The following is a 21,921-nucleotide window of genomic DNA, read 5'->3' on the forward strand; positions in this document are numbered from 1 at the left end:
TTCGAAGATATTATGGCTAAAAGGAATGCATTGGGCAGAGGTTTAGGCGCATTAATTGACGATGCCGATCACCAAAAAGAACATCATGGCCCGTCAATCAATGAAGTCCCTGTTGAAAATATTGAAGCCAATCCCTTTCAACCACGAACAAAATTTGACGAAAGCGCGCTGAATGAGTTAGCCGAATCAATCCGTAAAATTGGCATTATCCAGCCCATCACCCTGCGGAAAACCGATGGCGACAAATACCAGATCATTGCCGGGGAACGCCGTTTCAGAGCATCAAAAATCGCCGGGCTGAAAACCGTGCCGGCTTACATCCGTGTTGCCGAAGATGACGGTATGCTTGAAATGGCCCTGGTGGAAAACATCCAGCGGGAAGACCTGGATGCAATTGAAATTGCCCTTTCGTACCAACGCCTGATTGAAGAATGCCAACTGACGCAGGAAACATTGAGCGAACGTGTCGGGAAAAAGCGTTCGACCATATCCAATTACCTGCGGTTACTGAAATTGCCGACTTTAATTCAGAAAGGTATTATCGATAAAACCATTTCTATGGGCCACGCCCGGGCTTTGGTCAACATCCCCAATCCCGAAGACCAGCTATCGATCTATGAACTGATTCTGACCGAAGACCTTTCCGTCAGAAAAGTGGAAGACCTGGTCCGCAACCTGGAAAACGGATCAGAAAAACAGGAGGAGAAACCGGAACAGGAGGTGAAAGAAAAATATCCGGCCGAATACGGCGAACTGAAGGAACACCTGAGCAATTTCTTCCGCGCCAAGGTCGATTTCTCCCTGAATAACAAGGGGAAAGGTAAAATTGTGATTCCCTTTGGGTCGACCAAAGACCTGGAGCGGATTATGGGTATCCTGGACAAACTGAATGGCTAATTGACAATAAAAAGAAACAGAATTGACGCACCTTATCAAAGCCATCCTACTAATCCTGTTTCTTTCAGCAGGATTTTGTGCTTCTGCCCAGGAACAAACTGCTGCAGACAGCCTGATGGCTTCATTTGTAAAACCGGAACATTCGGCCCGGAAAGCCACTATTTATTCGGCTGTTTTGCCGGGTTTGGGTCAGATCTATAACAAGAAATACTGGAAAGTTCCGTTAGTATACGGAGGCTTTGCCGCATTTGGCTATTGGATTGACTGGAACAACGATTATTACGTCCTGTACAAGCAGGCTTATGCCGACATTGTTGATCAGGACCCCAATACCAATTCGTTTATGGATTTGAATATTGAAGGGCATTGGGACTTTACCAATGCCAGTCATGTTCAACAGTTCACCACCAGGCTGAAGAATGCCAAAGAGGCAACCCGGAGAAACCGGGATCTTTTAATTATTTTGACGGCGGCATTTTATGCCGTCAACATCATTGATGCTTCGGTTGATGCACATTTTTTTAACTTTGACATCAGTGATGATTTGACGTTTAACTGGACCGCTGGTCCGGTGTTTTGCGGAAATAAACCCCTGCCCGGGGTTCATGTAAGTTTTAGATTTTAAGAAAAAAGAGGAGATGATGAGAAAAGCCCTGATATTGTTGATGATTTTAAGTTTGAATGCAGGACTTGTATTCGGTGAAAAAGCAGTTAAAGACCCCATTAAGCAGGTGAAACGAATTGAAGTCGTTGAGCTGGACACCCTGGGTTATCAGTCGGTTTTTGTTAATCCCGACGAAAACCTGAATGACTTGTTTGGCGAGCAAATAGACAGTTTGCTCAATTCGTGGTATATCCAGAATACTTTCGCCCTCGATATCAGCAACGAAGCCATTGAAGGAGCATCGTCCATCGTATCGCTGCCTGATTCAGTGTACATCAGCCGGTTGCAGTCGATCGACTCGTTCATCGACTTGTCCTTCAACAAAACGGTGAAAAATTTTATTGAACTATATACCCACCGGAAACGCGAACTGACCGAAGTGATGCTTGGCCTGTCGGCTTATTATTTCCCGATGTTTGAAGAATTGCTGGATAAGCACGAAATGCCGATGGAACTGAAATACCTGCCGATCATTGAATCGGCGCTGAACCCGGTCGCCCGTTCGCGGGCCAATGCGGTGGGGTTGTGGCAGTTTATGTACGGAACCGGGCGGATGTATAAACTCGAAATCGGCACGTTTATCGACGAACGCCGCGATCCTGAAAAATCGTCTGAAGCAGCGGTGAAATACCTGAAAGACCTGTACAAAATCTACAACAACTGGCACCTGGTCATTGCGGCCTATAACTGTGGCCCCGGGAATGTGAATAAAGCCATCCGACGGTCAGGCGGAGCGCGCGATTACTGGACGATTTACTATAACCTTCCCCGTGAAACCCGGGGTTATGTCCCGGCTTTTATTGCGGCTGCTTACGTGATGAACCACTACCAGCAGCATGGTTTGCAGCCTCGTTACCCCGATTTCCCGATTGCTACCGATACCCTTCATGTTACCGATTACCTGCATTTTAACCAGGTGGCCTCGATTTTGGAAGTGCCGGTTGAAGCTTTGCAGTCGCTGAACCCCCAGTACCGGATGAACATTATCCCTGCCCGGGCCAATAAACCTTACACCCTCCGTATCCCGGTTGAAAAAGTATCCACCTACATCGATAAAGAAGACGAAATCTTTGCGTACAAGCGTCACGAATATTTCCCGAACAACGAAATTTTGGTTCCCAAAGAACACCAGCACTATGTGACTTCCGACGTTCAGGGAAAAGATAAGGTATTGTACACGGTGAAGTCGGGCGATAACCTGGGCTATATTTCGCAATGGTTCCGGGTAAGCGTAGCTAACCTGCGCTATTGGAATAACATCAACAACAACATGATCCGGGTTGGACAAAAACTGGCCGTTTACGTGCCGCAGGGGCAAGGCGACCATTATGCCAGTGTAAACAGCATGTCGCTCAGCCAAAAACAGGAGTTTTCCAAAAAGGCCCCGGTAACAAAAGCTACCACAGCCAGCGCAAATGTGACTTACGACCCTTCGGGCATTGTTTATTACACGGTCCGTAAGGGCGATACTTTATGGTCGATTGCCCGCCAGTTTCCAGGCGTTTCGAATCAGGAAATCATGAGGCTGAATAACATGCAAAATGCCAATGTGCTGAAAGTCGGGCAAAAACTGAAAATTCAACCCAAAAGCTAATCACGATGAATAACTTCAGGCATACGTTACGCATCTTTTTCACCGGCATTTTGTTGGTGGTCGCGGGCGGAAACCTTCCTGCCTGTTCGCAGGTTCAGAAAAACGGTAATAATCCTGGTTTGGACAAGCAGGTGAAGGATTTTCTGGAAGACAGCAAAAACACCTGGCGCGACATGAATGTGCCGGAATCGGACGGGCAGCTTTTGTACGATCTCATTGTGAAAAATAATTACAAAAGTGCCGTTGAAATTGGTACGTCCACTGGCCATTCGGGCGTATGGATTGCCTGGGCGCTGAGCAAAACAGGCGGAAAACTGATTACCATTGAAATTGATAAAAGAAGATATCTGGAAGCTTTGGCAAATTTCAAAAAGGCCGGATTGTTAAATTACATTGATGCGCGGTTAGCCGATGCCCATGAGTTGGTACCTGCATTGGAGGGACCGTTTGATTTTGTTTTCAGCGATGCGGATAAAAGCTGGTACATCAATTACTTTAAGGATTTAGATCCAAAACTTTCGGTTGGGGCTTGTTTTGTGACCCACAATGTTAACCGCCACAACAATTATCATTTTTACGAGTACGTCAACAAACTCGCGAATTACGAAACCACTCTTGACGACCGGGGCGCCGGCGTGGCCATCAGCTACAAAAAATCGGAATAACCGGAGCCTCCCGGGATAGAGCAGGTAAATTAACCATGATCACGCAGCGTTTAGTAGCTGAGTTTCTCCATACGGCTGGCGTCCAGACGTAGAAAAATAAATAATAAAATGGTGAATGACCAAAGCGACGAACCGCCGTAACTGAAAAAAGGAAGCGGAATACCGATCACCGGGGCTAAGCCAATGGTCATCCCGATATTAACGGTAAGGTGGAAAAACAGGATACAGGCTACGCTGTACCCGTAAACCCGGCTAAAAACCGACCGTTGCCGCTCGGCCATGAAAATAAGCCGGATCAGCAGGGCCATAAACAACAGGATAACAACCGTTGTTCCGGCAAAACCCCATTCTTCGCCAACAGTACAAAAAATAAAGTCAGTACTTTGTTCGGGTACAAAATCGAATTTGGTTTGGGTGCCGTTCAAAAAACCTTTTCCGGTGAAACCCCCGGAGCCGATGGCAATCTTCGATTGATTGACATTATACCCAACCCCCAGTGGATCGGAATGGATACCAAGCAGTTCATTGATCCGGTCCTGATGATGTTGGCTCAGTACGTTATTAAAAACATAATCTACAGAAAAAGTTATGCCGATCAGCATCAGGTAAACGCCGAGAATGATCAAAACATGTCTCATCCGGTTTTTCAGGGCATAAACCGCGAAGATCAATGTGGAGACCACTGAAGTCAGGATCAGTAGTTTAGTGGTGGAATACGTTGTTTTTATCAAAAAATTACCCAGCCAAAGCAGCGAAAAGGCGGTCGTAGAAATGGCCAGGGCTTTAACACCGGTCCAAAACGGGTAGCGGGTGAAGTAATATGACAACAGGGCTCCCGCTGTCAGGATAACAATGGTGTGAAGCGGACTAAAGACCAGGGTGAGGATGAAAACCCCGGCAACCAGAAACCCTGAAAACAGGATGATACCGGACAAACCTTCACGGTATAATACCAGGATAAATACGCCGAACACCAAGGCCGAACCGGTGTCGTTTTGAAGCAGGATAAGAGCAACCGGCGTGAACAGGATTCCGGCAATGGCCACCATCGATTTGAGATCGGTCATCTTGAAATGATAGGAACTGCAAAATTTGGCCAGGGCCAGCGCAGTTGTCACTTTAACAAATTCGGCCGGTTGAACGGCGAATCCGCCAAGCTGGAACCATGAACGCGAGCCTTTCACTTCTGTTCCCAAAAACAAGACTCCGAATAAAATAAAGATGGATAAGGCGTAAAACAGGTAGGCGAAAGAAACATAGAATTTACTGTCGAAAATGATCAGCGTGGTGGCCAGCAAAAAGGCGGCAGTTATCCAGATTAATTGTTTCCCGTACCGTTGGCTCATATCCACGATGCTGCTGTGATCTTCGTTGTACACTGCCGCGTAAATATTCAGCCAGCCCAGGATTACCAGAACGAAGTAAAGACCGACGGTTAACCAGTCGAGATTAAGCCATATGTTATTTCTGCTTGCCACTATTTGGGTTGAATTGGGTTTAATAGATTCGCATCAAGCATGCGTTGCTCTGTCAGTTTCCGGTTATTGGCCGTAATGGTTCCGGTCAGGTATTTTTCGATAATCAGGCTGGCCACCGGGGCAGCATGCCTGGCCCCCCATACGCCAAATTCAATAAAAACGGCAATGGCAATTTTGGGATCATCTTTAGGCGCGAAAGCGATGAAGGCTGAATGGTCAGAACCATGTGCATTCTGGATCGTTCCCGTTTTCCCGCAAATGGAAATGCCGTCAACATGAGCCGTGTAACGGGTGTTGGTAAAGTCAATTACCTGCTGCATCCCTTCAATCACTGTTTCATAATGATCGGCGCTGACGGTGGCGTTTTTTCGCTCGAATTGTAATTGATTAACGGTCCCGTCTTTATCGGCTACCGATCTGATCAGGTGAGGTTCGATATAATATCCCCGGTTGGCAATCACGGTAACCATGTTGGCCATTTGCAAGGGAGTGATAATGATTTCACCCTGTCCGATCGATAACGAACGGATGGTTAAGGCATTCCACCGTTTTTGGCCAAAATAACGGTCGTAGTATGAAGAGTTGGGAATGTTCCCGGTGGATTGGCCGTAAAACTCATTTCCCAGGGTTTCGCCCAGCCCGAAACTTTTGATGTGCGATTGCCATTTGTTGTACCCCTGCTCGGCTGTAGGGTATTTCGAGATGATCGACCGGAATGTATTCCAGAAATAAGGATTGCAGGATTCGCGGATCGCGCTTTTCAGGCTGATCGGGCTTTCGTGGCTGTGGGTACAACGTATCGGGCTGGATACTGTGCCATGACAACTCACGCTGGTCTGTTCATTGATTGTGCCCTCTTCCAGGGCGATGAGCGCATTGAGCGTTTTAAAGGTTGACCCCGGTGAATAAGCTGCCGAGATGGCGCGGTTGGTCAGTGGTTTCAAGGTATCTCCCAGCAGGATCTGGTAGTTGGCGGAGCGTTCGCGCCCAACCAGCAAATTGGGATCGTAGGCCGGGCCGCTGTAGTAACACAGAATTTCTCCTGTTTGGGGTTCAATAGCAACCACGGCCCCGCGTTTGTTCTGCATCAGTTGCTCGGCATAAAGCTGTAAGTCGGCGTCGATGGTCGAAATGAGATTTTTCCCCAGCACCGATATGGTATCGCTTTTTCCTTCGCGGTAGGCGCCTTTAATCCGGTTGTGTACATCGACCATGAAAAAGTTAACGCCTTTGGTTCCGCGTAATTCTTTCTCGTACGTGCGTTCAAGCCCCGTTATCCCGATGTAATCGCCTTGGGCATAATACGGGTCTTTTTCAATCGCAGCTTTATCAACTTCGCCGACATAACCAAGCATATGGGCTGCAATTTTCTGAGGATATTCCCTGAGTGTACGGCTTTGTGCAAAAAAGCCAGGGTATTTGAATAGTTTTTCCTGTAAAACGGCATATACTTCGGGTGAGATCTGTTTTACGATCACCGATGGCTTGTACCGCGAGTATTTTTTTGCTTTGTTAATTCCGTCAATCAGCTCCGATTTATCGATTTTCAGTATGCTGCACAATCCAGTCGTATCAAAGGTTGTCAGTTCGCGCGGCGTGACCAGTAAGTCGTAAGCTGCCTTATTGTAAACCAGCAATTTCCCGTTCCGGTCGTAAATCAATCCCCGTGCGGGATAGTTGATTACCCGTCGCAGTACGTTTCGGGTGGCATATTGCTTATACGAACTTTCTAATACCTGTAGCGAAAAAAGTTTCAGGATGAAGACCACCGCAACGGCTAAAAAAATGGCTGCTAAAATATATTTTCGCTTGGCAAATTTGTCCACTTCACTTACTCCTTATAAATCAGAAACTGACTGAGAATGATTAATACGATAGAAAAAACTGAGCTTAGGCTGCTTCGGAAAAAGGTAAAGATAAACCCTTCCAGAGTAAAAACTTCAATATAAAACAGGAAGAAATGGTGGGCGGGCACTAAAATGAGTGTATAGCGGAAAAACCATCGGAGTCCGAGGTGCGATATCCGGGGCGAGGCGCTTATCTCGAGTACATCGCGCGGCGATATCAGGTTGATGACCAGCGGTCGCAGAAAAGCTAAAAAGGTGGTTGCCGAAGCATGTATGCCCAGGGTATTGCTGAAAATATCAATCGTCAGTCCCGTAAAGAAACCTAAAAACAGCAGCAGGTACTTGGGGGTATCGAAGGGGAGCAGCAGGATAAACATGATATACAAAAACGGGTTGATGTACCCGCTGATTTGGATATGATTGAGCAGTAATACCTGCAGAAGGACCAATACAGCCCACATAAAAACATATTTAACAAATCTGCTACTCATCCCGGTTGTTTTCCTGTAAATTGATGATTTCGTCAAGCTGTTTGTTTTTCACGACCTGCACATGGGTCAGGGTCATAAAATTCGTCGATAACCTGACGTCAATGTCATAAAAATTTGCCCCGCTTTCGTGGGTAAAATAGTCGATGTATCCAATCAGCATTCCTTCCGGAAAAACTGATGAAAACCCGCTGGTGACGATGGTGTCGCCAACAAGCATCTCAACATGAAAGGGGATTTCATTCAGCGAAGCATGATGATTGTCCATCCCATCCCAGGCCAACGATCCGAAGTTGTTGTTTGCCTTAATTTTGGCAGAAACCCGCCAGCGTTTATTCAGTAGTGTTGGCCCGGTAGAATAATTGTCGGATACATATGTGATGATTCCGACGATCCCATCCGGCCCGATAATTCCCATTTCCGGTTCAATACCGTGTTTCCGGCCTTTATTCAGGGTGATGTAATTGTATTGTTTATTTACGGAGTTGTTGACAACTTTAGCCGGAATAAACTGGTACTGGATGCTGTCGCTGGTCATGTAATCGCTCACCCGTGCCGTATCAGCAGTCAGGTAGGCCTGTAACTGATTTTTTAGCCGGGCATTATCTTCGGCCAGTTCGGCATTGATTTTTTGCAGTTTAAAGAAATTGACAACGGCGTGATAACTTTCGTAAATGCCGGCGGTAAGGTGATTGCTCGAATTTAGAAATTGTACTTTCTGATAATTATTGTAATTGACGATCAGAACCAGGCAAACTGATTCCAAAGCCAGAAAAAGCAGGAAAAAATAGTTTCGTGCAAGAAAGCGAAACAAACTTCTCATTTACAGGAAAGTTTGTCTCCTTCCTCTCAGGATTACCTGATCAGGAAGGAGAATTTATCAATGTTTTTCAGCGCAATTCCGGTGCCTCGCGCCACCGCCCGTAACGGGTCTTCGGCAACGTGGAAGGGGATGTTGATTTTTTCTGTTAAACGTTTATCCAGTCCGCGCAGCAATGCTCCGCCACCAGCCAGGTAAATTCCTTTGGTTACAATGTCGGAATAGAGTTCAGGCGGGGTTTGCTCAAGAGCGCTAAGGATAGCCGTCTCAATTTTGGAGATGGACTTTTCGAGACAGTGCGAAATCTCCTGATACGACACGGGCACCTCAATCGGCAATGCGGTCATTTGGTTCGGCCCCTGTACAATGTAATCGTTTGGCGGGTTCTCCAGTTGCGAGAGCGCCGAACCTACATTGATTTTAATATCCTCGGCGGTGCGTTCGCCGATTTTGATGTTGTGTTGGTGCCGCATGTATTCCATGATGTCGGCTGTCAGATCGTCGCCCGCAATACGAATGGATTTATTGGTGACAATACCTCCCAGCGAAATTACGGCAATCTCGGTGGTTCCGCCGCCAATATCAACTACCATGTGGCCTTCGGGGGCTTCCACGTCGAGCCCAATACCAATGGCCGCGGCCATGGGTTCGTAAATCATGTACACTTCACGTCCGCCGGCATGTTCCGACGAGTCGCGTACGGCGCGGAGCTCCACTTCCGTTGATCCGGAAGGAATACAAATAACAATTTTAAGGGCAGGGGAGAACAACCTGGATTTGGGATTGATCATCTTGATCATTCCTCTGATCATTTGTTCAGCCGCATTAAAGTCTGCGATAACACCATCGCGCAAAGGCCTGATGGTTTTCAGGTTTGCATGCGTTTTTCCCTGCATTTGGCGCGCTTTCTCTCCTATCGCTACCAGTTTATCCGTCTTCAGGTCGACGGTCACCACCGATGGTTCATCCAAAACTATTTTATCATTTTGGATGATGATCGTGTTGGCCGTTCCCAGGTCAATCGCAATCTCCTGAGTTAAAAATGAAAACAATCCCATGGTTTATATTCTCCTAAAATTTCAAAGGTATTATTTACAGACTTTTTTCTTCGTTAAATTAATGTTTAAAATGACGGCGCCCGGTGAAGAGCATGGCAATTCCAAATTCGTCACATGCTTCAATCACTTCTTCATCACGGATGCTTCCGCCGGGTTCCACGATGTATTTTACGCCAAATTCGTTGGCTGCTTCAATGCTGTCGCGGAATGGGAAAAAGGCATCGGAGATCAGCACAGCCTCTTCCATGTTGACCCCTTTCTTCAGGTTAAAGCGCGGGATGGTCAGTTGGCGGAGGCTGTCGAGCCGGTTGGGTTGTCCCATTCCGGCGCCCGTCAGCCAAAAAGAACCGTCGGTGTTTTCGGTTACCAGTGCGATGGCATTACTTTTCAGATGTTTGCAGGCTGTAATGCCAAAGCGGGCAAGATTTAATTTTTGGTGGTCGAATTGAATTTTTGTGACATTCTTAAATTCGGCGTCCATGCCTTCGTCTTCATCCTGCACCAACATGCCTCCACTGATGGAGCGGTAGAGTTTTTCTCCCGTTGTTTCGGGCTTTACCGGTGTTACCAACAGACGAAGGTTTTTCTTTTTTCCGAATACCTCAAGTGCTTCGGCCGTAAATTCGGGGGCAATAATAATCTCGACGAACTTTTTGCCAAACCAGTCAGCTACTTCTTTGGTAACCGTATCGGTAAAACAAATGATGCTGCCGTAGGCGCTTACCGGGTCTCCTTCCCAGGCTAATTCAAGTGACTTTAGAATGTTGCCGGTAACAGCCAGGCCGCAGGGGTTGAGGTGTTTGATTACCGAAACAGCCACCTTGTTTTTGATATGGCTTACCGCATGATAAGCGTCGCTTGCCGATTTCCAGGCGGCGTCGGCATCAAGCAGGTTGTTGTACGAAAGTTCTTTGCCTTGCAGCACCTGCGCGTTGGCTAGTGTGTCGGTTGAACCGGCATTGGTAAATTTATAGAAGGTTGCCGATTGGTGCGGGTTTTCACCGTAACGCAATACCTGCCCGTCGTTCAGGCTGATCCGGTTTTTATCGGTGATGCCGCCGTTAAAATAATTGAAGATCGCCGAATCGTAATGGGAAGAGGTGGCAAATGCCTGGCGGGCAAACGCTTTCCGGTCGTCCAACGAACTGGCCCCGTTTTTTTCGTTCAACAGGTCGATAAACTCGTCGTACTGGTCGCGGGACGAAAGGATAATTACGTCGTTGAAGTTTTTGGCTGCTCCCCGGATCAGTGAAATGCCGCCGATATCGATTTTTTCAATAATATCTTCTTCAGAAGCGCCGGATGATACGGTTTCTTCGAAGGGATACAGGTCAACGATCACCAAATCAATTTCCGGAATTTCATACTGGCCGATTTGTTGCTGGTCGCCCGGGTTGTCGCGCCGGTTCAGAATTCCGCCAAATACTTTCGGATGCAATGTTTTTACCCGTCCGCCAAGGATGGAGGGATATCCGGTCAGGTTTTCAACCGCGGTTACCTTTACGCCAAGGCTTTCAATAAAAGATTGAGTTCCGCCTGTGGAGTAGATATGAACACCAAGTTCGTCGAGTTTCTTTACAATAATGTCAAGCTTGTCTTTATGATAAACAGAGATCAATGCCGATTTGATCTTTTTTAAGTCACTCATTTATAGTTCTTTAAGATTGATGCACAAAGATAGTAAAAACGACTGATTTTTTTTGTTTCCTGCCCGTCATTTACTTCTTTTCTTCGGGAAAATTAGAAAGAATTTTTGTGCCTAAGAAGCAGGCCATACTCATTTTTTGAAAATTGGCGAAAATTTAAAGTACGTTTCCTGTTATTTCACTTTTGGATTCTATTAACTTTAATGCAAAATTTACGTTTATGTTATTCATCCGGTTAATTCTCGAGAGTTTTTCCTTCGCAGGGAACTCACTGCGCGCGAATAAGTTGCGGACATTTTTGTCTCTTTTGGGAATTACCATCGGTATTTTTGCCATCATCTCGGTTTTTTCGGTGATCGATTCGCTTGAAAAGTATATCAGGCAAAACCTGAATTCACTGGGCAACAACATGGTTTATATTCAAAAGTGGCCGTGGACGCCTCCTGAGGGCGAAACGGAATATCCCTGGTGGAAATACCTGAACCGGCCGGTTCCCGAAGAAAATGAGGCGGTTGAAATTAAAAGGCGTTCTGCCTTAACCGATCATGTTGTTTTTCTTTTCGGGTTTAATGGCACCGTTCAATTTGAGAACTCGGTCGCTGAAAACACCGAAGTGCTGGCAACTTCGCACGAGTTGATCGACACCTGGAGCCTGGAGTTAGACCGGGGCCGTTATTTTACCGAATCGGAAAGCCACGGGGGGGCTGCCTTGGTGATTGTTGGAAGCGAACTGGTCGACCGTTTGTTTGAAGGACGCGATCCGACGGGAAAGCTCATTAAAGTGAACGGACACCGGCTATTTGTGATTGGAACCTACAAGCGGCAGGGATCCGACATGTTTGGCACCAGTATGGACAAGCGTTTACACATCCCTGTGTCCTATGCAGCTAATATGGTCGATTTCAGAAACCGCGACCGGGGACAAACCATCAATATCAAAGCAAAAGAGCAGGCCGATAAAGACCAGTTTGTCGCCGAGTTGGAAGGGATCATGCGGACGATCCGGCGGCTGAAACCCCTGGAGGAAAACAATTTTGCGATCAACGAAGTCAGCGCGATTTCGGGCGGTTTTGACGCTTTTTTTAAAGTTTTCAACCTGGCCGGCGGGGTTATCGGCGGTTTTAGTATCCTGGTGGGCGGTTTTGGTATCGCCAACATCATGTTTGTTTCGGTAAAGGAACGTACCAACATCATCGGCATTCAGAAATCGCTGGGCGCTAAACGCTATTTTATTTTATTCGAGTTTATATTCGAGTCGGTTATTCTATGTCTGATCGGTGGTGGTGTTGGTTTATTGCTGGTGTATGCCGGTACCGAAGTGGTCAGCGCGGCCAGCGATATGTCGCTTTTCCTGAGTGTGAAAAATATCGCGATCGGTATTCTTGTTTCCGGGAGCATTGGCGTGATCTCGGGTTTTATGCCTGCGCTGACGGCAGCCCGCTTAGATCCGGTTGCTGCCATGAATACGGTGTGATGCGATTGTGGATTTGAGAAAAAGATGATTTTCAGGGTTTTATCTGCCTGGTTTCGTCGTCGTATTATTTTGAGAAAAGACTTTTTTCCAGCTTGTCGTGTTGGTCAAATCCCTGCCTGACCGCAAAAAATAATTGGAGAACATTGCTGAAAATACTGGTAAAGAAAATAATGATCATGACCATGATCTGGTATTTTACGGCCAGTACCGGATCGGAGCCGCCAAGTATCTGACCGGTCATGACGCCGGGTAACGACACCAGGCCTACGGTAGCCATGCTGGCCAGGTTGGGGGCCATCGCGGTGCGGATGGCTTCTTTCATAAACGGGCGGGCCGCTTCCTGTCTGCTTGCACCGGCAGCCAGTAAAAACAAATAGATCTTTTCTTCTTTCCGGGCCATCTGGAAGAAACTTTTCAAGGCCACGATGTTTGTTTTCAGGACATTTCCCAGCATTAATCCCGCAATGGGGATCATCACATCGGCCTGGAAAACATTTGGAAGCTGAGCAATAACCGCATTAAAGTAGAGCAGGGTAAAAAGCGTAGGAATCAGCATGGACACGAAGGTGGGAACCAGCAGTTTCTTCAGGCGAAGCGACGAATTTCTGATGCCCGAGAAAGCGGCAATCAGAATCATGACCAGCACATAAGCAAAGTTGATGAGAACATGATTGAGCAGAAAGATGTACTTCAGGTAAACGGCCACAAAGCCCAATTGAACGAGCATGCGGGCCACCGAAATAACCAGGCTTTTATTGAATCCCAGCCGGAGGCGCCAAACCAGCAACATGGTCGGGGCGATTAATAACAGGCCAAAAACAAGTCCGCTAACGGAAATATCTGCTGCATTCATAAATAAAAGCTTGAAATAACCCTCATTTCCGGTAGTCGCCATTCGGCGTCGTGGCTCACGCAAATCACGGTTTTCGAAGTGTTTTTTATCTGTTCGATAAAAAAATGTTTCATCCGGTCGTCGAGGGCCGAGGTGGGTTCGTCGAGCAACAACACGGGCCGGTCGAGCAGCATAATCAGCACCCAGCCCAGGCGTTGCCGCTCACCTCCGGAGATATCGCTGGTATTTTTCCGGAGGATTTCTTCAGGCAGGCCAACTTCGGCTAACCTTTCAATCAGTTTTGGCTCGGAATAGTTGCAGCTTTTATTGGCTGAGTAGTTGAAAATTTCACGGAAAACCTCATTCACGCGTCCGTTCGGAAAATCGATATCCTGGCTTAAATAGGCGGCCTGACTGCGGATAAACCGCAGGTTCTCCGGTTTGACTTCTTTTTTATTGAAGATGATTTTTCCTTCGTCCGGATCAATAAACCCGAGAATGAGCCGTAATAAACTGGTTTTTCCGCTCCCTGAAGGAGCAGAGAATACTACCTTGTCGCCTTTGGCTACCGTCAGGTTAAAGTGTTCAAGCAGTTGCTTATTCCCCAGTTTCAGGGATACGTTTTTAAATCGGATCATGAAGAATAAGTAAAAACATAACGACAAAAAAGCCGGAGTTTAATCCGGCATATTTAGCTTAACTCGCTTTTAATCGTTGTGCATCATGAGGGTCGATTTTTGAAGCGGCATATTCTTTCGAAATCTTCAGGTTTTTGACCCCTTCTGTCGGACTTTCAAACATGGCGTCAATCATGATGTTTTCGCAGATTGACCGTAACCCGCGCGCTCCCAGTTTAAATTCGATGGCCTTATCTACGATAAATTCAAGGGCATCTTCTTCAAAACTAAGTTCAATGTCGTCCAGTTCAAACAGTTTGATGTATTGCTTAATTAATGAATTTTTCGGTTCTGTCAGGATGTTCCTCAGCGTATCCCTGTCCAGCGGCTGCAGGTAGGTAAGTACAGGCAAACGACCGATAATTTCGGGGATAAGACCGAAACTTTTCAGATCCTGAGGAGAGATGTACTGTAACAGGTTTTCGCGATCCAGGTTATCGATGTTTTTTTGCGCCCCGTAGCCTACAACTTTGGTGTTCAGTCGGTTGGCGATTTTCTTTTCAATGCCGTCGAAGGCGCCGCCACAGATGAACAGGATGTTTTTGGTATTAACGGGGATCATTTTTTGCTCGGGGTGTTTCCGGCCTCCCTGCGGCGGTACGTTCACAATCGAACCTTCCAGCAGTTTTAACAAACCTTGCTGGACTCCTTCGCCCGACACATCGCGGGTGATCGACGGGTTGTCGCCTTTACGGGCGATTTTGTCGATTTCGTCAATAAAAACGATGCCGCGTTCAGCTGCTTCCACGTTGTAATCGGCAGCCTGAAGCAGTCGTGTCAGTAAACTTTCCACATCTTCGCCCACATAACCGGCTTCAGTCAGTACGGTGGCATCGACAATGGTAAAGGGTACGTGCAGCATTTTAGCAATGGTGCGGGCCAGCAGAGTTTTGCCGGTTCCGGTTTGTCCCACTAAAATGATGTTGGATTTTTCAATTTCTGTTTCATCGGTCTGGACCTTTTGATTCAACCGTTTATAGTGATTGTAAACGGCTACCGACAAGATTTTTTTGGCCTGCTCCTGTCCGATTACATATTGGCTCAGAAATTCTTTAATTTCTTTGGGTTTCATCAGTTTGATCCCGCTCAGGTCAAACTCAGAATCTTTTTTAAATTCTTCTTCAACGATGGCATATGCCTGCTCTATGCAACGGTCGCAAATATGGCCTTCCATCCCTGCAATCAGCAGGTTGACATCTTTCTTTTCCCGTCCGCAGAAAGAACATTTATCCATGATGTAGCTTTTTTTTGTCAATGGCTTAGTTTCTTACTAAAATTTCATCAATCATTCCGTAATCCCGGGCTTCTTCCGAGGTCATCCAATAGTCGCGGTCAGCATCCTTTTCTACTTGCTCATAAGGTTTTTCAGCGTGTTTCGCTATAATATCGTAAAGTTCTTTTTTCAGTTTCATGATCTCGCGGGCCGTAATCTCGATGTCGGATGCCTGACCCTGGGCGCCTCCCATCGGCTGGTGGATCATGATCCGCGAATGTTTCAGGGCCGAGCGTTTTCCTTTGGCTCCGGCAGTCAGCAAAACGGCTCCCATTGATGCAGCCATACCGGTACAGATGGTGGCAATATCGGGCGAAATATACTGCATGGTATCGTAAATGCCCAGGCCTGCATGGACTGATCCTCCCGGGGTGTTAAAATAAATCTGGATATCCTTGCTTGGGTCGGTTGATTCCAGGAATAACAACTGGGCCTGAATGATGTTGGCAATGTAGTCGTCGATGGGAGTTCCCAGGAAAATGATGCGATCCATCATCAAACGCGAAAACACGTCCATGGAAGCTACGTTTAACTGCCGTTCTTCAATAATATAAGGTGTCAGGCTGTTTGTAAACAGGGAATCGAAGCGGTGCATGGTTAAACTGCTGATTCCGATATGCCGGGTGGCATATTTGTGAAATTCTTTGTAATCACTCATTCTGTTATCCTCCGGTTAAAAAAGAAACTTTGTAAAATCCGGTTGTTTGTTCCCGATCGATGATATAACAATAAACGGGGCGGCCGGTTTTTACAAAGTTATAAAAATATGGGTTTACAAATGTCTGAAAGTTAATTTTCCAGTAATTTGTTAAACTCTTCGTGACTGATTTCTTTCTCGTCGACGGCAACTTTCGATTTAATCAGCTCCATGATCTTGTCTTCCTGTACCCTGTTGACCAGCCTTCTTCTTTCATCTTCGTTCTGAAGGATGTGACCGGCGTAGTTTTCCAGGTGCTCGTCGGCTACGTTGAACATGCCGTATTGACTGAATTGCATGGCTGCCACTTTCTTGGCCAGTTCTTTCACATCTTCCTCGTTTACCCGGATTTCGTTGTCTTTAATCAAACGGTCTTTGATCAATTGCCAGCGAAGATCTTTCATGAAGTTGTCAAAGTCGGCTTCAATTTGTTCGTCAGTCAGCTCCTGATTGGTTGCTTTCAGCCAACGTTTTAGGAACTCTTCCGGCAACTGCATCTCCACTTTTTCAACCAGTGCATCGCGGCTGTCGATCGCGAATTTATAATCGCTTGAATAGTTGAAGTTTTCCGAAAGGTCGGTTTTCAGTTTGTTGCGGAACTCTTCTTCGCTTTTGATTTCCGTTTCGTCGCCGAATATTTTTTTGAACAAATCTTCGTTGATTTCGGCTTGTTCAAAACGCTGGATTTCAGAAATGGTAAATTTGAAGTCACCTTCAATCTTTTCTGCTTCTTCGTGCGACAGGTTCAACATGTGGCCAAGCTCGTGTTTGTCTTCGTATGCTTTTACCGGGTCGAACACAATGCTGTCGCCTGCTTTTTTCCCGATGATTTCGTTTTTGACGGTTTCATCTTTCATCAGGTCAACAGCGATGATCACTTGTTCGGCGACAATACCGCCTGCCAGTTCGTTACCGTCGGCGTCGAGCTGGGCGAAATCACCGCGAACAGAATCTTTTTCACCTACTTCATCTGCGTTTTTATGGTCGCCAAAGCGTCCGGTGTATGTTTCAACTTGTTTGTTGACCATATCTTCGTCGACAAGGATATTATAATAAATGAACTTTTTGCGTTTATCGAGTTTCACCTCAATTTCGGGAGCCAGCGCAATGTCGAATACAAATTCGAAGTCTTCAGTTGTTTCCCAATCTATTTTAGGCTGTTTTTCTTCGTTGGGAAGCGGTTCGCCCAGCAGGTTCAGTTTCTCGTCAACAATGTATTTCGACAGGTTGTTAGACAACATCTTGTTTACTTCGTCGGCCAGGATTGCTTTTCCGTACATTTTTTTAACCAATCCCGCAGGAACTTTACCGGGACGGAAGCCTGGCATATTCGCTTTTTTACGATAGTCTTTTAAAACCTCGTTTACCGTAGCTTCGTAGTCGTTTTTTTCAATCTTTACGGTAATGGTTGCATTTAGCTCGTTGATGTTCTCTTTTGTAATGTTCATAAAAAATCCCACTTAATATTTTTGGAAAATGATCGGATAACCAATAAGTTACCTTTGTATGCCGGATTGAATTCCGGCCTTATAAACCAATAAAAACCGCTTGTCTGAAACCGGGGTTCAGACACAGCGGTTGAGCTTTTTTCAGTGCGGACGAAGGGACTCGAACCCCCACGCCGTGTGGCACTAGATCCTAAGTCTAGCGCGTCTACCAATTCCGCCACGTCCGCTAATCGAGGCGCAAATATAAGGCAAATTTTTATATCTGCAAACAAGAGGAAAAAAGTTGAAAATAATATTTTTCAGGCGGTTATTCTTAGCGTAATGTAAAGTTTTGCCCCAGGTAAACCCGGCGTACATCTTCATCATTGGCCAGGTCTTCGGCCGTCCCGGCTTTCAGGATCGATCCTTCAAAAAGCAGGTACGAACGATCGGTGATCGAGAGGGTTTCGTGTACGTTGTGGTCGGTAATCAGCACGCCGATGTTCTTTTCAATCAGCTTGCGTACAATCTCCTGAATATCTTCAACGGCAATGGGGTCAACCCCGGCAAACGGCTCGTCGAGTAAGATAAACTTGGGATCGATGGCCAGCGCCCGGGCAATCTCGGTACGACGCCGTTCTCCTCCCGAAAGCTGGTAGCCTTTACTTTTTCGGATATGTGTCAGGTGAAATTCTTCCAAAAGCGATTCCATTTTTTCTTTTTGGTAGGCTTTTGTGTAGTCGGTCATTTCCAGGATTGCCCTTAAGTTGTCTTCGATACTGAGTTTTCGGAATACGGACGCTTCCTGTGCCAGGTAGCCGATTCCGCGCTGGGCGCGTTTGTAGACCGGGAGTTTGGTGATTTCTTCGTCATCGATAAAAATCTTCCCCGAAAGCGGCTGAATAAGGCCAACAATCATATAAAATGAAGTTGTTTTTCCGGCTCCGTTTGGCCCGAGCAGTCCGACAATCTCACCTTGGTTTACTTCGAATGAAACCCCTTTTACAACCGTTCGTTTGCGGTATTTTTTGACGATATTCTCAGCTCGTAACTTCATAATCTGATAAATGCCGGTTTATAATGCATCTAATTCTGCGTCAGCTTTCTTTCTTACCTTCCGCGAAATCACAATACCCACTTCATAGAGGATAACAAGCGGGAAACAGACCATAATCTGGCTAAATACGTCGGGTGGCGTGATGATGGCCGAGAGCAGCAACAAGGCAACATAGGCATGGCGGCGGTACTTTTTCATTAATTCCGGGCCCAATAAACCGATCTTACTTAAAAAGTAAACCAGGATAGGCAGCTCGAAAATTACACCGCTTGCCAGGGTGATCGACGTTACCGTGCTGATATAGGACAAAACGTTGATTTGATTCGCAATTTCGCTGCTGATAGAGTAGGAACCTAAAAAATGGACGGATAGCGGCACAATTAAATAGTATCCAAAAAGAATCCCGATCAGAAACAGGAACGAAATATAAAAAACGGCGCCGACGGAGTGTTTGCGTTCTTTTTCGTACAGGGCGGGCTTGATAAAACGCCAGAACTCGAAAATGACATAAGGCGATGAAATAATCAAGCCGGCAATTAACGAGGTCCAGATGTGAGTCATAAACTGTCCTGCCATTTTAATGCTGATCAGTTTCAGTTCGGTGTTGTTTATCCGTAATGCATCCATGCCGGTGAAGTCGGCCAACTGGGCAAACATCCGGTTGGTCCAGAAATCAGGCATCTTTGGGTTCAGAATGAGGGTATCAAAAATGAAATCTTTTTTGATAAAGGCAACGATTGAAAATAAAACGATAGCAAGAAATGCCCGGATCAAATGCCATCTCAATTCTTCCAGGTGCTCCAGGAAGGACATTTCCGCATTCGGGTCTTTCTTTTTATTTGTGCTTTGATCCTCGGTCATTTTTGGCAATTTGGTTCAGTAGTTATCAAAATGTGTTTATTGGGGAAACCCGGACAAATATAGCGACTATTCACAATTCTTCTTTTGCCTGAAAGCTTAAATTTTTTTAAATCAGAAGCAAGTGGAATAAAATGAAAAAAAAACGTTGCGATTTGAAGCAGATTTTATTTACCTTAGATACCCCTAAAAGATTTGTGATTAAGTGGATAATAAACTAGTAGCTTTATGAAGAATGAGCTAACATTGACCGATCATCTCCGAAAACATTTTGGTTTTGACCGGTTTAAGGGTCAACAGGAAGAGGTGATCAAGAGTGTGTTGGACGGGAATGATACCTTTGTGTTAATGCCAACCGGCGGAGGCAAATCGCTTTGCTACCAATTGCCGGCGTTAATCATGGACGGAACGGCAATTATTATTTCGCCTTTAATTGCATTGATGAAGAATCAGGTTGACTCCATCCGAAGTTTCGGAACCGAAGACGGCATCGCCCACTTTTTAAATTCATCCTTATCGCGGCAGGCTGTTCAGCAGGTAAAAGAATCTGTTGCCGGTGGTAAAACCAAGTTGCTCTACGTGGCCCCCGAATCGTTGACCAAGCAGGAAAACGTTGATTTCCTGAAAAGTGTGAAGATTTCGTTTTACGCCATTGACGAGGCGCACTGCATCTCGGAATGGGGACATGACTTCCGTCCCGAATACCGCCGGATCAGGCCGATTATCCAGGAAATCGGGAATGCACCGATCGTGGCGCTTACGGCTACCGCTACGGCTAAAGTGCAGCACGATATCCAGAAAAACCTCGGCATGCTGGAGGCCAATGTATTTAAGGCTTCTTTTAACCGGCCCAACTTGTATTACGCTTTGAAGCCGAAGGTGAAGCCCGAAAATCAGATTATCAAGTTCATCAAGGAGAATGAAGGAAAATCGGGCATTATTTATTGTCTGAGCCGGAAAAAGGTGGAAGAACTGGCCGAACTGTTAAGGGTAAACGGCATTAAAGCACTGGCTTACCATGCCGGCATGGATTCGTCCACCCGGTCGGGGAACCAGGATAAGTTTCTGATGGAAGAGGTTGATGTGATCGTGGCGACCATTGCCTTTGGAATGGGAATCGATAAGCCCGACGTGCGTTTTGTGATCCATTACGATATCCCGAAAAGCCTGGAGGGCTACTACCAGGAAACAGGGCGTGCCGGACGCGATGGCGGCGAAGGACAATGTATTGCTTTTTATTCGTATAAAGATATTCAGAAGCTGGAGAAATTTATGCAGGGTAAGCCGGTTGCCGAACAGGAAATCGGGCGTCAGCTGTTGCTGGATACCGCTTCGTATGCCGAATCGGCTATTTGCCGCCGCATCATCCTGCTGAATTATTTTGGAGAACTGTTGGAAGAACCTTGTGGTAACTGCGATAATTGCCTGAACCCGAAGGAACAGGTAGAAGCGGGAGATGAGGTGCACCGCGCTTTACTGGCTATTAAAGAAGTGAAAGAAAAATATAAGGCCGAACATATTTCCGATATCCTGACCGGAAAACTAAGCGCTGCTGTAAAGTCGTTCCATCACGATGAACTGGAAGCTTTCGGAAACGGCGATGACCACAGCGCCCGTTTCTGGAACGCTGTATTCCGACAGAGTATGATTGCCGGCCTTATCAGTAAAGACATTGAAAACTACGGCTTATTGAAGCTGACTGGAAAAGGACATGCTTTTATTGCTAAGCCCGGACCGTTTTTACTGGTCAGAAACCACAACTACGACGAACTCGAAGAAGAATACGCTTCGCTTAGCGGCCCCTCGGGCAGTTCGGCCGGTGACCCGGAATTGTTTGAGTTGCTGAAAGACCTTCGTAAAAAGGTGGCTAAAAAGCATAACCTGCCGCCATTTGTCATTTTTCAGGACCCTTCGCTGACCGACATGTCCATCCAGTATCCCATTACCATCGACGAACTGAAAAACATCCAGGGAGTGGGTGACGGGAAGGCCAAACGTTACGGCGCCGAATTTGTCGGATTGATCAAATCATACGTCGAAGACAACGATATCGAACGGGTGCAGGACATGGTGGTGAAAACCGTGGCCAATAAGTCGAAAACAAAAGTGAGCATTATCCAAAGTATCGACCGGAAACTGCCTTTCGAAGATATTGCCAACTCCAACAATATTGAAATGGGCGAACTCGTTTCTGAGCTTGAGGCAATTGTAAACTCGGGTACCAAAATCAACATCGATTATTATATCGACGACCTGTTGGACGAGGAACACCAGGAAGAAGTTTATGATTATTTCCGTGAAGCGGAGGATGATTCCATTCAGTCGGCCCTTGATGAGTTGGGCGAGGATGAATACAGCGAAGAAGAAATTCGTTTAATGCGGATCAAGTTTATTTCCGAAATGGGAAATTAGAAGAATAAGGCCATCGAAGACTGTTGTATTCAATCGTTTTCGATGGTCGTCTCTGGT

19 protein-coding genes and 1 tRNA gene are annotated in these 21,921 nt (G+C 46.2%); 6 read left to right on the forward strand and 14 right to left on the reverse strand.

Going from position 1 to position 21,921, the window contains the following annotated elements:
* Positions 1-12 precede the first annotated feature (12 nt).
* From ACOIT5_RS11075 to ACOIT5_RS11090, 4 genes are read left to right on the forward strand one after another with little or no spacing between them, the layout of a single operon-like run.
* On the forward strand, positions 13-897 hold the full coding sequence (locus ACOIT5_RS11075) for a ParB/RepB/Spo0J family partition protein (RefSeq protein WP_423130538.1): 885 nt from the start codon (positions 13-15) through the stop codon (positions 895-897).
* Positions 898-919: 22 nt separating this feature from the next.
* Positions 920-1,522, forward strand: a complete 603-nt coding sequence (locus ACOIT5_RS11080) for a DUF5683 domain-containing protein (RefSeq protein ID WP_423130539.1) — start codon at positions 920-922, stop codon at positions 1,520-1,522.
* Between the two features lie 13 nt (positions 1,523-1,535).
* Entirely contained in the window at positions 1,536-3,155 is a 1,620-nt protein-coding gene (locus ACOIT5_RS11085; RefSeq protein ID WP_423130540.1) for a lytic transglycosylase domain-containing protein, read from the forward strand.
* Between the two features lie 5 nt (positions 3,156-3,160).
* Complete coding sequence (locus ACOIT5_RS11090; RefSeq protein WP_423130541.1) at positions 3,161-3,820, forward strand: O-methyltransferase; 660 nt, start codon at positions 3,161-3,163, stop codon at positions 3,818-3,820.
* Between the two features lie 50 nt (positions 3,821-3,870).
* Here ACOIT5_RS11090 and rodA read toward each other — a convergent pair whose 3' ends face one another.
* The 6 genes from rodA to purH are packed head-to-tail and all read right to left on the reverse strand — an operon-like array spanning position 3,871 to position 11,159.
* The gene (rodA, locus tag ACOIT5_RS11095; RefSeq protein WP_423130542.1) at positions 3,871-5,298 is read right to left on the reverse strand and encodes a rod shape-determining protein RodA; all 1,428 of its coding nucleotides are present in this window, start codon (positions 5,296-5,298) and stop codon (positions 3,871-3,873) included.
* Positions 5,298-7,124 (reverse strand): penicillin-binding protein 2, encoded by a 1,827-nt coding sequence (mrdA, locus tag ACOIT5_RS11100; RefSeq protein WP_423130543.1) that lies wholly within the window; start codon positions 7,122-7,124, stop codon positions 5,298-5,300. The genes rodA and mrdA overlap by 1 nt, the downstream gene beginning before the upstream one ends.
* Before the next feature lie 5 nt (positions 7,125-7,129).
* Positions 7,130-7,636, reverse strand: coding sequence for a rod shape-determining protein MreD (gene mreD, locus ACOIT5_RS11105; RefSeq protein WP_423130544.1), 507 nt, complete (start codon positions 7,634-7,636; stop codon positions 7,130-7,132).
* Complete coding sequence (gene mreC / locus ACOIT5_RS11110; protein WP_423130545.1) at positions 7,629-8,456, reverse strand: rod shape-determining protein MreC; 828 nt, start codon at positions 8,454-8,456, stop codon at positions 7,629-7,631. The genes mreD and mreC overlap by 8 nt, the downstream gene beginning before the upstream one ends.
* 32 nt (positions 8,457-8,488) lie before the next feature.
* Entirely contained in the window at positions 8,489-9,511 is a 1,023-nt protein-coding gene (locus ACOIT5_RS11115) for a rod shape-determining protein (protein ID WP_423130546.1), read from the reverse strand.
* 58 nt (positions 9,512-9,569) lie between these two features.
* The gene (gene purH, locus ACOIT5_RS11120; RefSeq protein ID WP_423130547.1) at positions 9,570-11,159 is read right to left on the reverse strand and encodes a bifunctional phosphoribosylaminoimidazolecarboxamide formyltransferase/IMP cyclohydrolase; all 1,590 of its coding nucleotides are present in this window, start codon (positions 11,157-11,159) and stop codon (positions 9,570-9,572) included.
* Between the two features lie 218 nt (positions 11,160-11,377).
* Here purH and ACOIT5_RS11125 point away from each other — a divergent pair, with 218 nt between their 5' ends.
* Entirely contained in the window at positions 11,378-12,631 is a 1,254-nt protein-coding gene (locus tag ACOIT5_RS11125; RefSeq protein WP_423130548.1) for an ABC transporter permease, read from the forward strand.
* 64 nt (positions 12,632-12,695) lie between these two features.
* Here the strand turns inward: ACOIT5_RS11125 and ACOIT5_RS11130 are convergent, their stop codons facing one another.
* The 8 genes from ACOIT5_RS11130 to tatC all read right to left on the reverse strand — a co-directional run bounded on the left by ACOIT5_RS11130 (position 12,696) and on the right by tatC (position 19,455).
* Positions 12,696-13,484 (reverse strand): ABC transporter permease, encoded by a 789-nt coding sequence (locus tag ACOIT5_RS11130; RefSeq protein ID WP_423130549.1) that lies wholly within the window; start codon positions 13,482-13,484, stop codon positions 12,696-12,698.
* Entirely contained in the window at positions 13,481-14,101 is a 621-nt protein-coding gene (locus tag ACOIT5_RS11135; RefSeq protein ID WP_423130550.1) for an ABC transporter ATP-binding protein, read from the reverse strand. The genes ACOIT5_RS11130 and ACOIT5_RS11135 overlap by 4 nt, the downstream gene beginning before the upstream one ends.
* A gap of 58 nt (positions 14,102-14,159) precedes the next feature.
* Positions 14,160-15,374 (reverse strand): ATP-dependent Clp protease ATP-binding subunit ClpX, encoded by a 1,215-nt coding sequence (gene clpX / locus ACOIT5_RS11140; protein ID WP_423130551.1) that lies wholly within the window; start codon positions 15,372-15,374, stop codon positions 14,160-14,162.
* 25 nt (positions 15,375-15,399) lie between these two features.
* Positions 15,400-16,071 (reverse strand): ATP-dependent Clp endopeptidase proteolytic subunit ClpP, encoded by a 672-nt coding sequence (gene clpP / locus ACOIT5_RS11145; RefSeq protein WP_423130552.1) that lies wholly within the window; start codon positions 16,069-16,071, stop codon positions 15,400-15,402.
* Between the two features lie 131 nt (positions 16,072-16,202).
* Complete coding sequence (gene tig / locus ACOIT5_RS11150; RefSeq protein WP_423130553.1) at positions 16,203-17,558, reverse strand: trigger factor; 1,356 nt, start codon at positions 17,556-17,558, stop codon at positions 16,203-16,205.
* Between the two features lie 145 nt (positions 17,559-17,703).
* Positions 17,704-17,785 (reverse strand) — tRNA-Leu (locus ACOIT5_RS11155).
* An 86-nt stretch (positions 17,786-17,871) separates the two neighbouring features.
* On the reverse strand, positions 17,872-18,594 hold the full coding sequence (lptB, locus tag ACOIT5_RS11160; RefSeq protein ID WP_423130554.1) for an LPS export ABC transporter ATP-binding protein: 723 nt from the start codon (positions 18,592-18,594) through the stop codon (positions 17,872-17,874).
* An 18-nt stretch (positions 18,595-18,612) separates the two neighbouring features.
* The gene (gene tatC, locus ACOIT5_RS11165; RefSeq protein ID WP_423130555.1) at positions 18,613-19,455 is read right to left on the reverse strand and encodes a twin-arginine translocase subunit TatC; all 843 of its coding nucleotides are present in this window, start codon (positions 19,453-19,455) and stop codon (positions 18,613-18,615) included.
* Between the two features lie 225 nt (positions 19,456-19,680).
* Between tatC and recQ the strand changes: the two genes are divergently transcribed.
* The gene (gene recQ, locus ACOIT5_RS11170) at positions 19,681-21,864 is read left to right on the forward strand and encodes a DNA helicase RecQ (RefSeq protein WP_423130556.1); all 2,184 of its coding nucleotides are present in this window, start codon (positions 19,681-19,683) and stop codon (positions 21,862-21,864) included.
* The last annotated feature ends 57 nt before the right edge of the window (positions 21,865-21,921 follow it).

The organism is Gaoshiqia hydrogeniformans (assembly GCF_049347105.1).
Classification (GTDB): Bacteria; Bacteroidota; Bacteroidia; order Bacteroidales; family Prolixibacteraceae; genus Gaoshiqia; species Gaoshiqia hydrogeniformans.

What these genes read in the sequence shown, in the direction of transcription:
- ACOIT5_RS11075 (WP_423130538.1), top strand. Translation starts at nt 13, where the DNA reads ATGGCTAAAAGGAATGCATTGGGCAGAGGTTTAGGCGCATTAATTGAC.
- ACOIT5_RS11085 (WP_423130540.1), top strand. Translation starts at nt 1,536, where the DNA reads ATGATGAGAAAAGCCCTGATATTGTTGATGATTTTAAGTTTGAATGCA.
- ACOIT5_RS11090 (WP_423130541.1), top strand. Translation starts at nt 3,161, where the DNA reads ATGAATAACTTCAGGCATACGTTACGCATCTTTTTCACCGGCATTTTG.
- mreD (WP_423130544.1), bottom strand. Translation starts at nt 7,636, where the DNA reads ATGAGTAGCAGATTTGTTAAATATGTTTTTATGTGGGCTGTATTGGTC.
- mreC (WP_423130545.1), bottom strand. Translation starts at nt 8,456, where the DNA reads ATGAGAAGTTTGTTTCGCTTTCTTGCACGAAACTATTTTTTCCTGCTT.
- ACOIT5_RS11115 (WP_423130546.1), bottom strand. Translation starts at nt 9,511, where the DNA reads ATGGGATTGTTTTCATTTTTAACTCAGGAGATTGCGATTGACCTGGGA.
- purH (WP_423130547.1), bottom strand. Translation starts at nt 11,159, where the DNA reads ATGAGTGACTTAAAAAAGATCAAATCGGCATTGATCTCTGTTTATCAT.
- ACOIT5_RS11125 (WP_423130548.1), top strand. Translation starts at nt 11,378, where the DNA reads ATGTTATTCATCCGGTTAATTCTCGAGAGTTTTTCCTTCGCAGGGAAC.
- ACOIT5_RS11130 (WP_423130549.1), bottom strand. Translation starts at nt 13,484, where the DNA reads ATGAATGCAGCAGATATTTCCGTTAGCGGACTTGTTTTTGGCCTGTTA.
- ACOIT5_RS11135 (WP_423130550.1), bottom strand. Translation starts at nt 14,101, where the DNA reads ATGATCCGATTTAAAAACGTATCCCTGAAACTGGGGAATAAGCAACTG.
- clpX (WP_423130551.1), bottom strand. Translation starts at nt 15,374, where the DNA reads ATGGATAAATGTTCTTTCTGCGGACGGGAAAAGAAAGATGTCAACCTG.
- clpP (WP_423130552.1), bottom strand. Translation starts at nt 16,071, where the DNA reads ATGAGTGATTACAAAGAATTTCACAAATATGCCACCCGGCATATCGGA.
- tig (WP_423130553.1), bottom strand. Translation starts at nt 17,558, where the DNA reads ATGAACATTACAAAAGAGAACATCAACGAGCTAAATGCAACCATTACC.
- lptB (WP_423130554.1), bottom strand. Translation starts at nt 18,594, where the DNA reads ATGAAGTTACGAGCTGAGAATATCGTCAAAAAATACCGCAAACGAACG.
- tatC (WP_423130555.1), bottom strand. Translation starts at nt 19,455, where the DNA reads ATGACCGAGGATCAAAGCACAAATAAAAAGAAAGACCCGAATGCGGAA.
- recQ (WP_423130556.1), top strand. Translation starts at nt 19,681, where the DNA reads ATGAAGAATGAGCTAACATTGACCGATCATCTCCGAAAACATTTTGGT.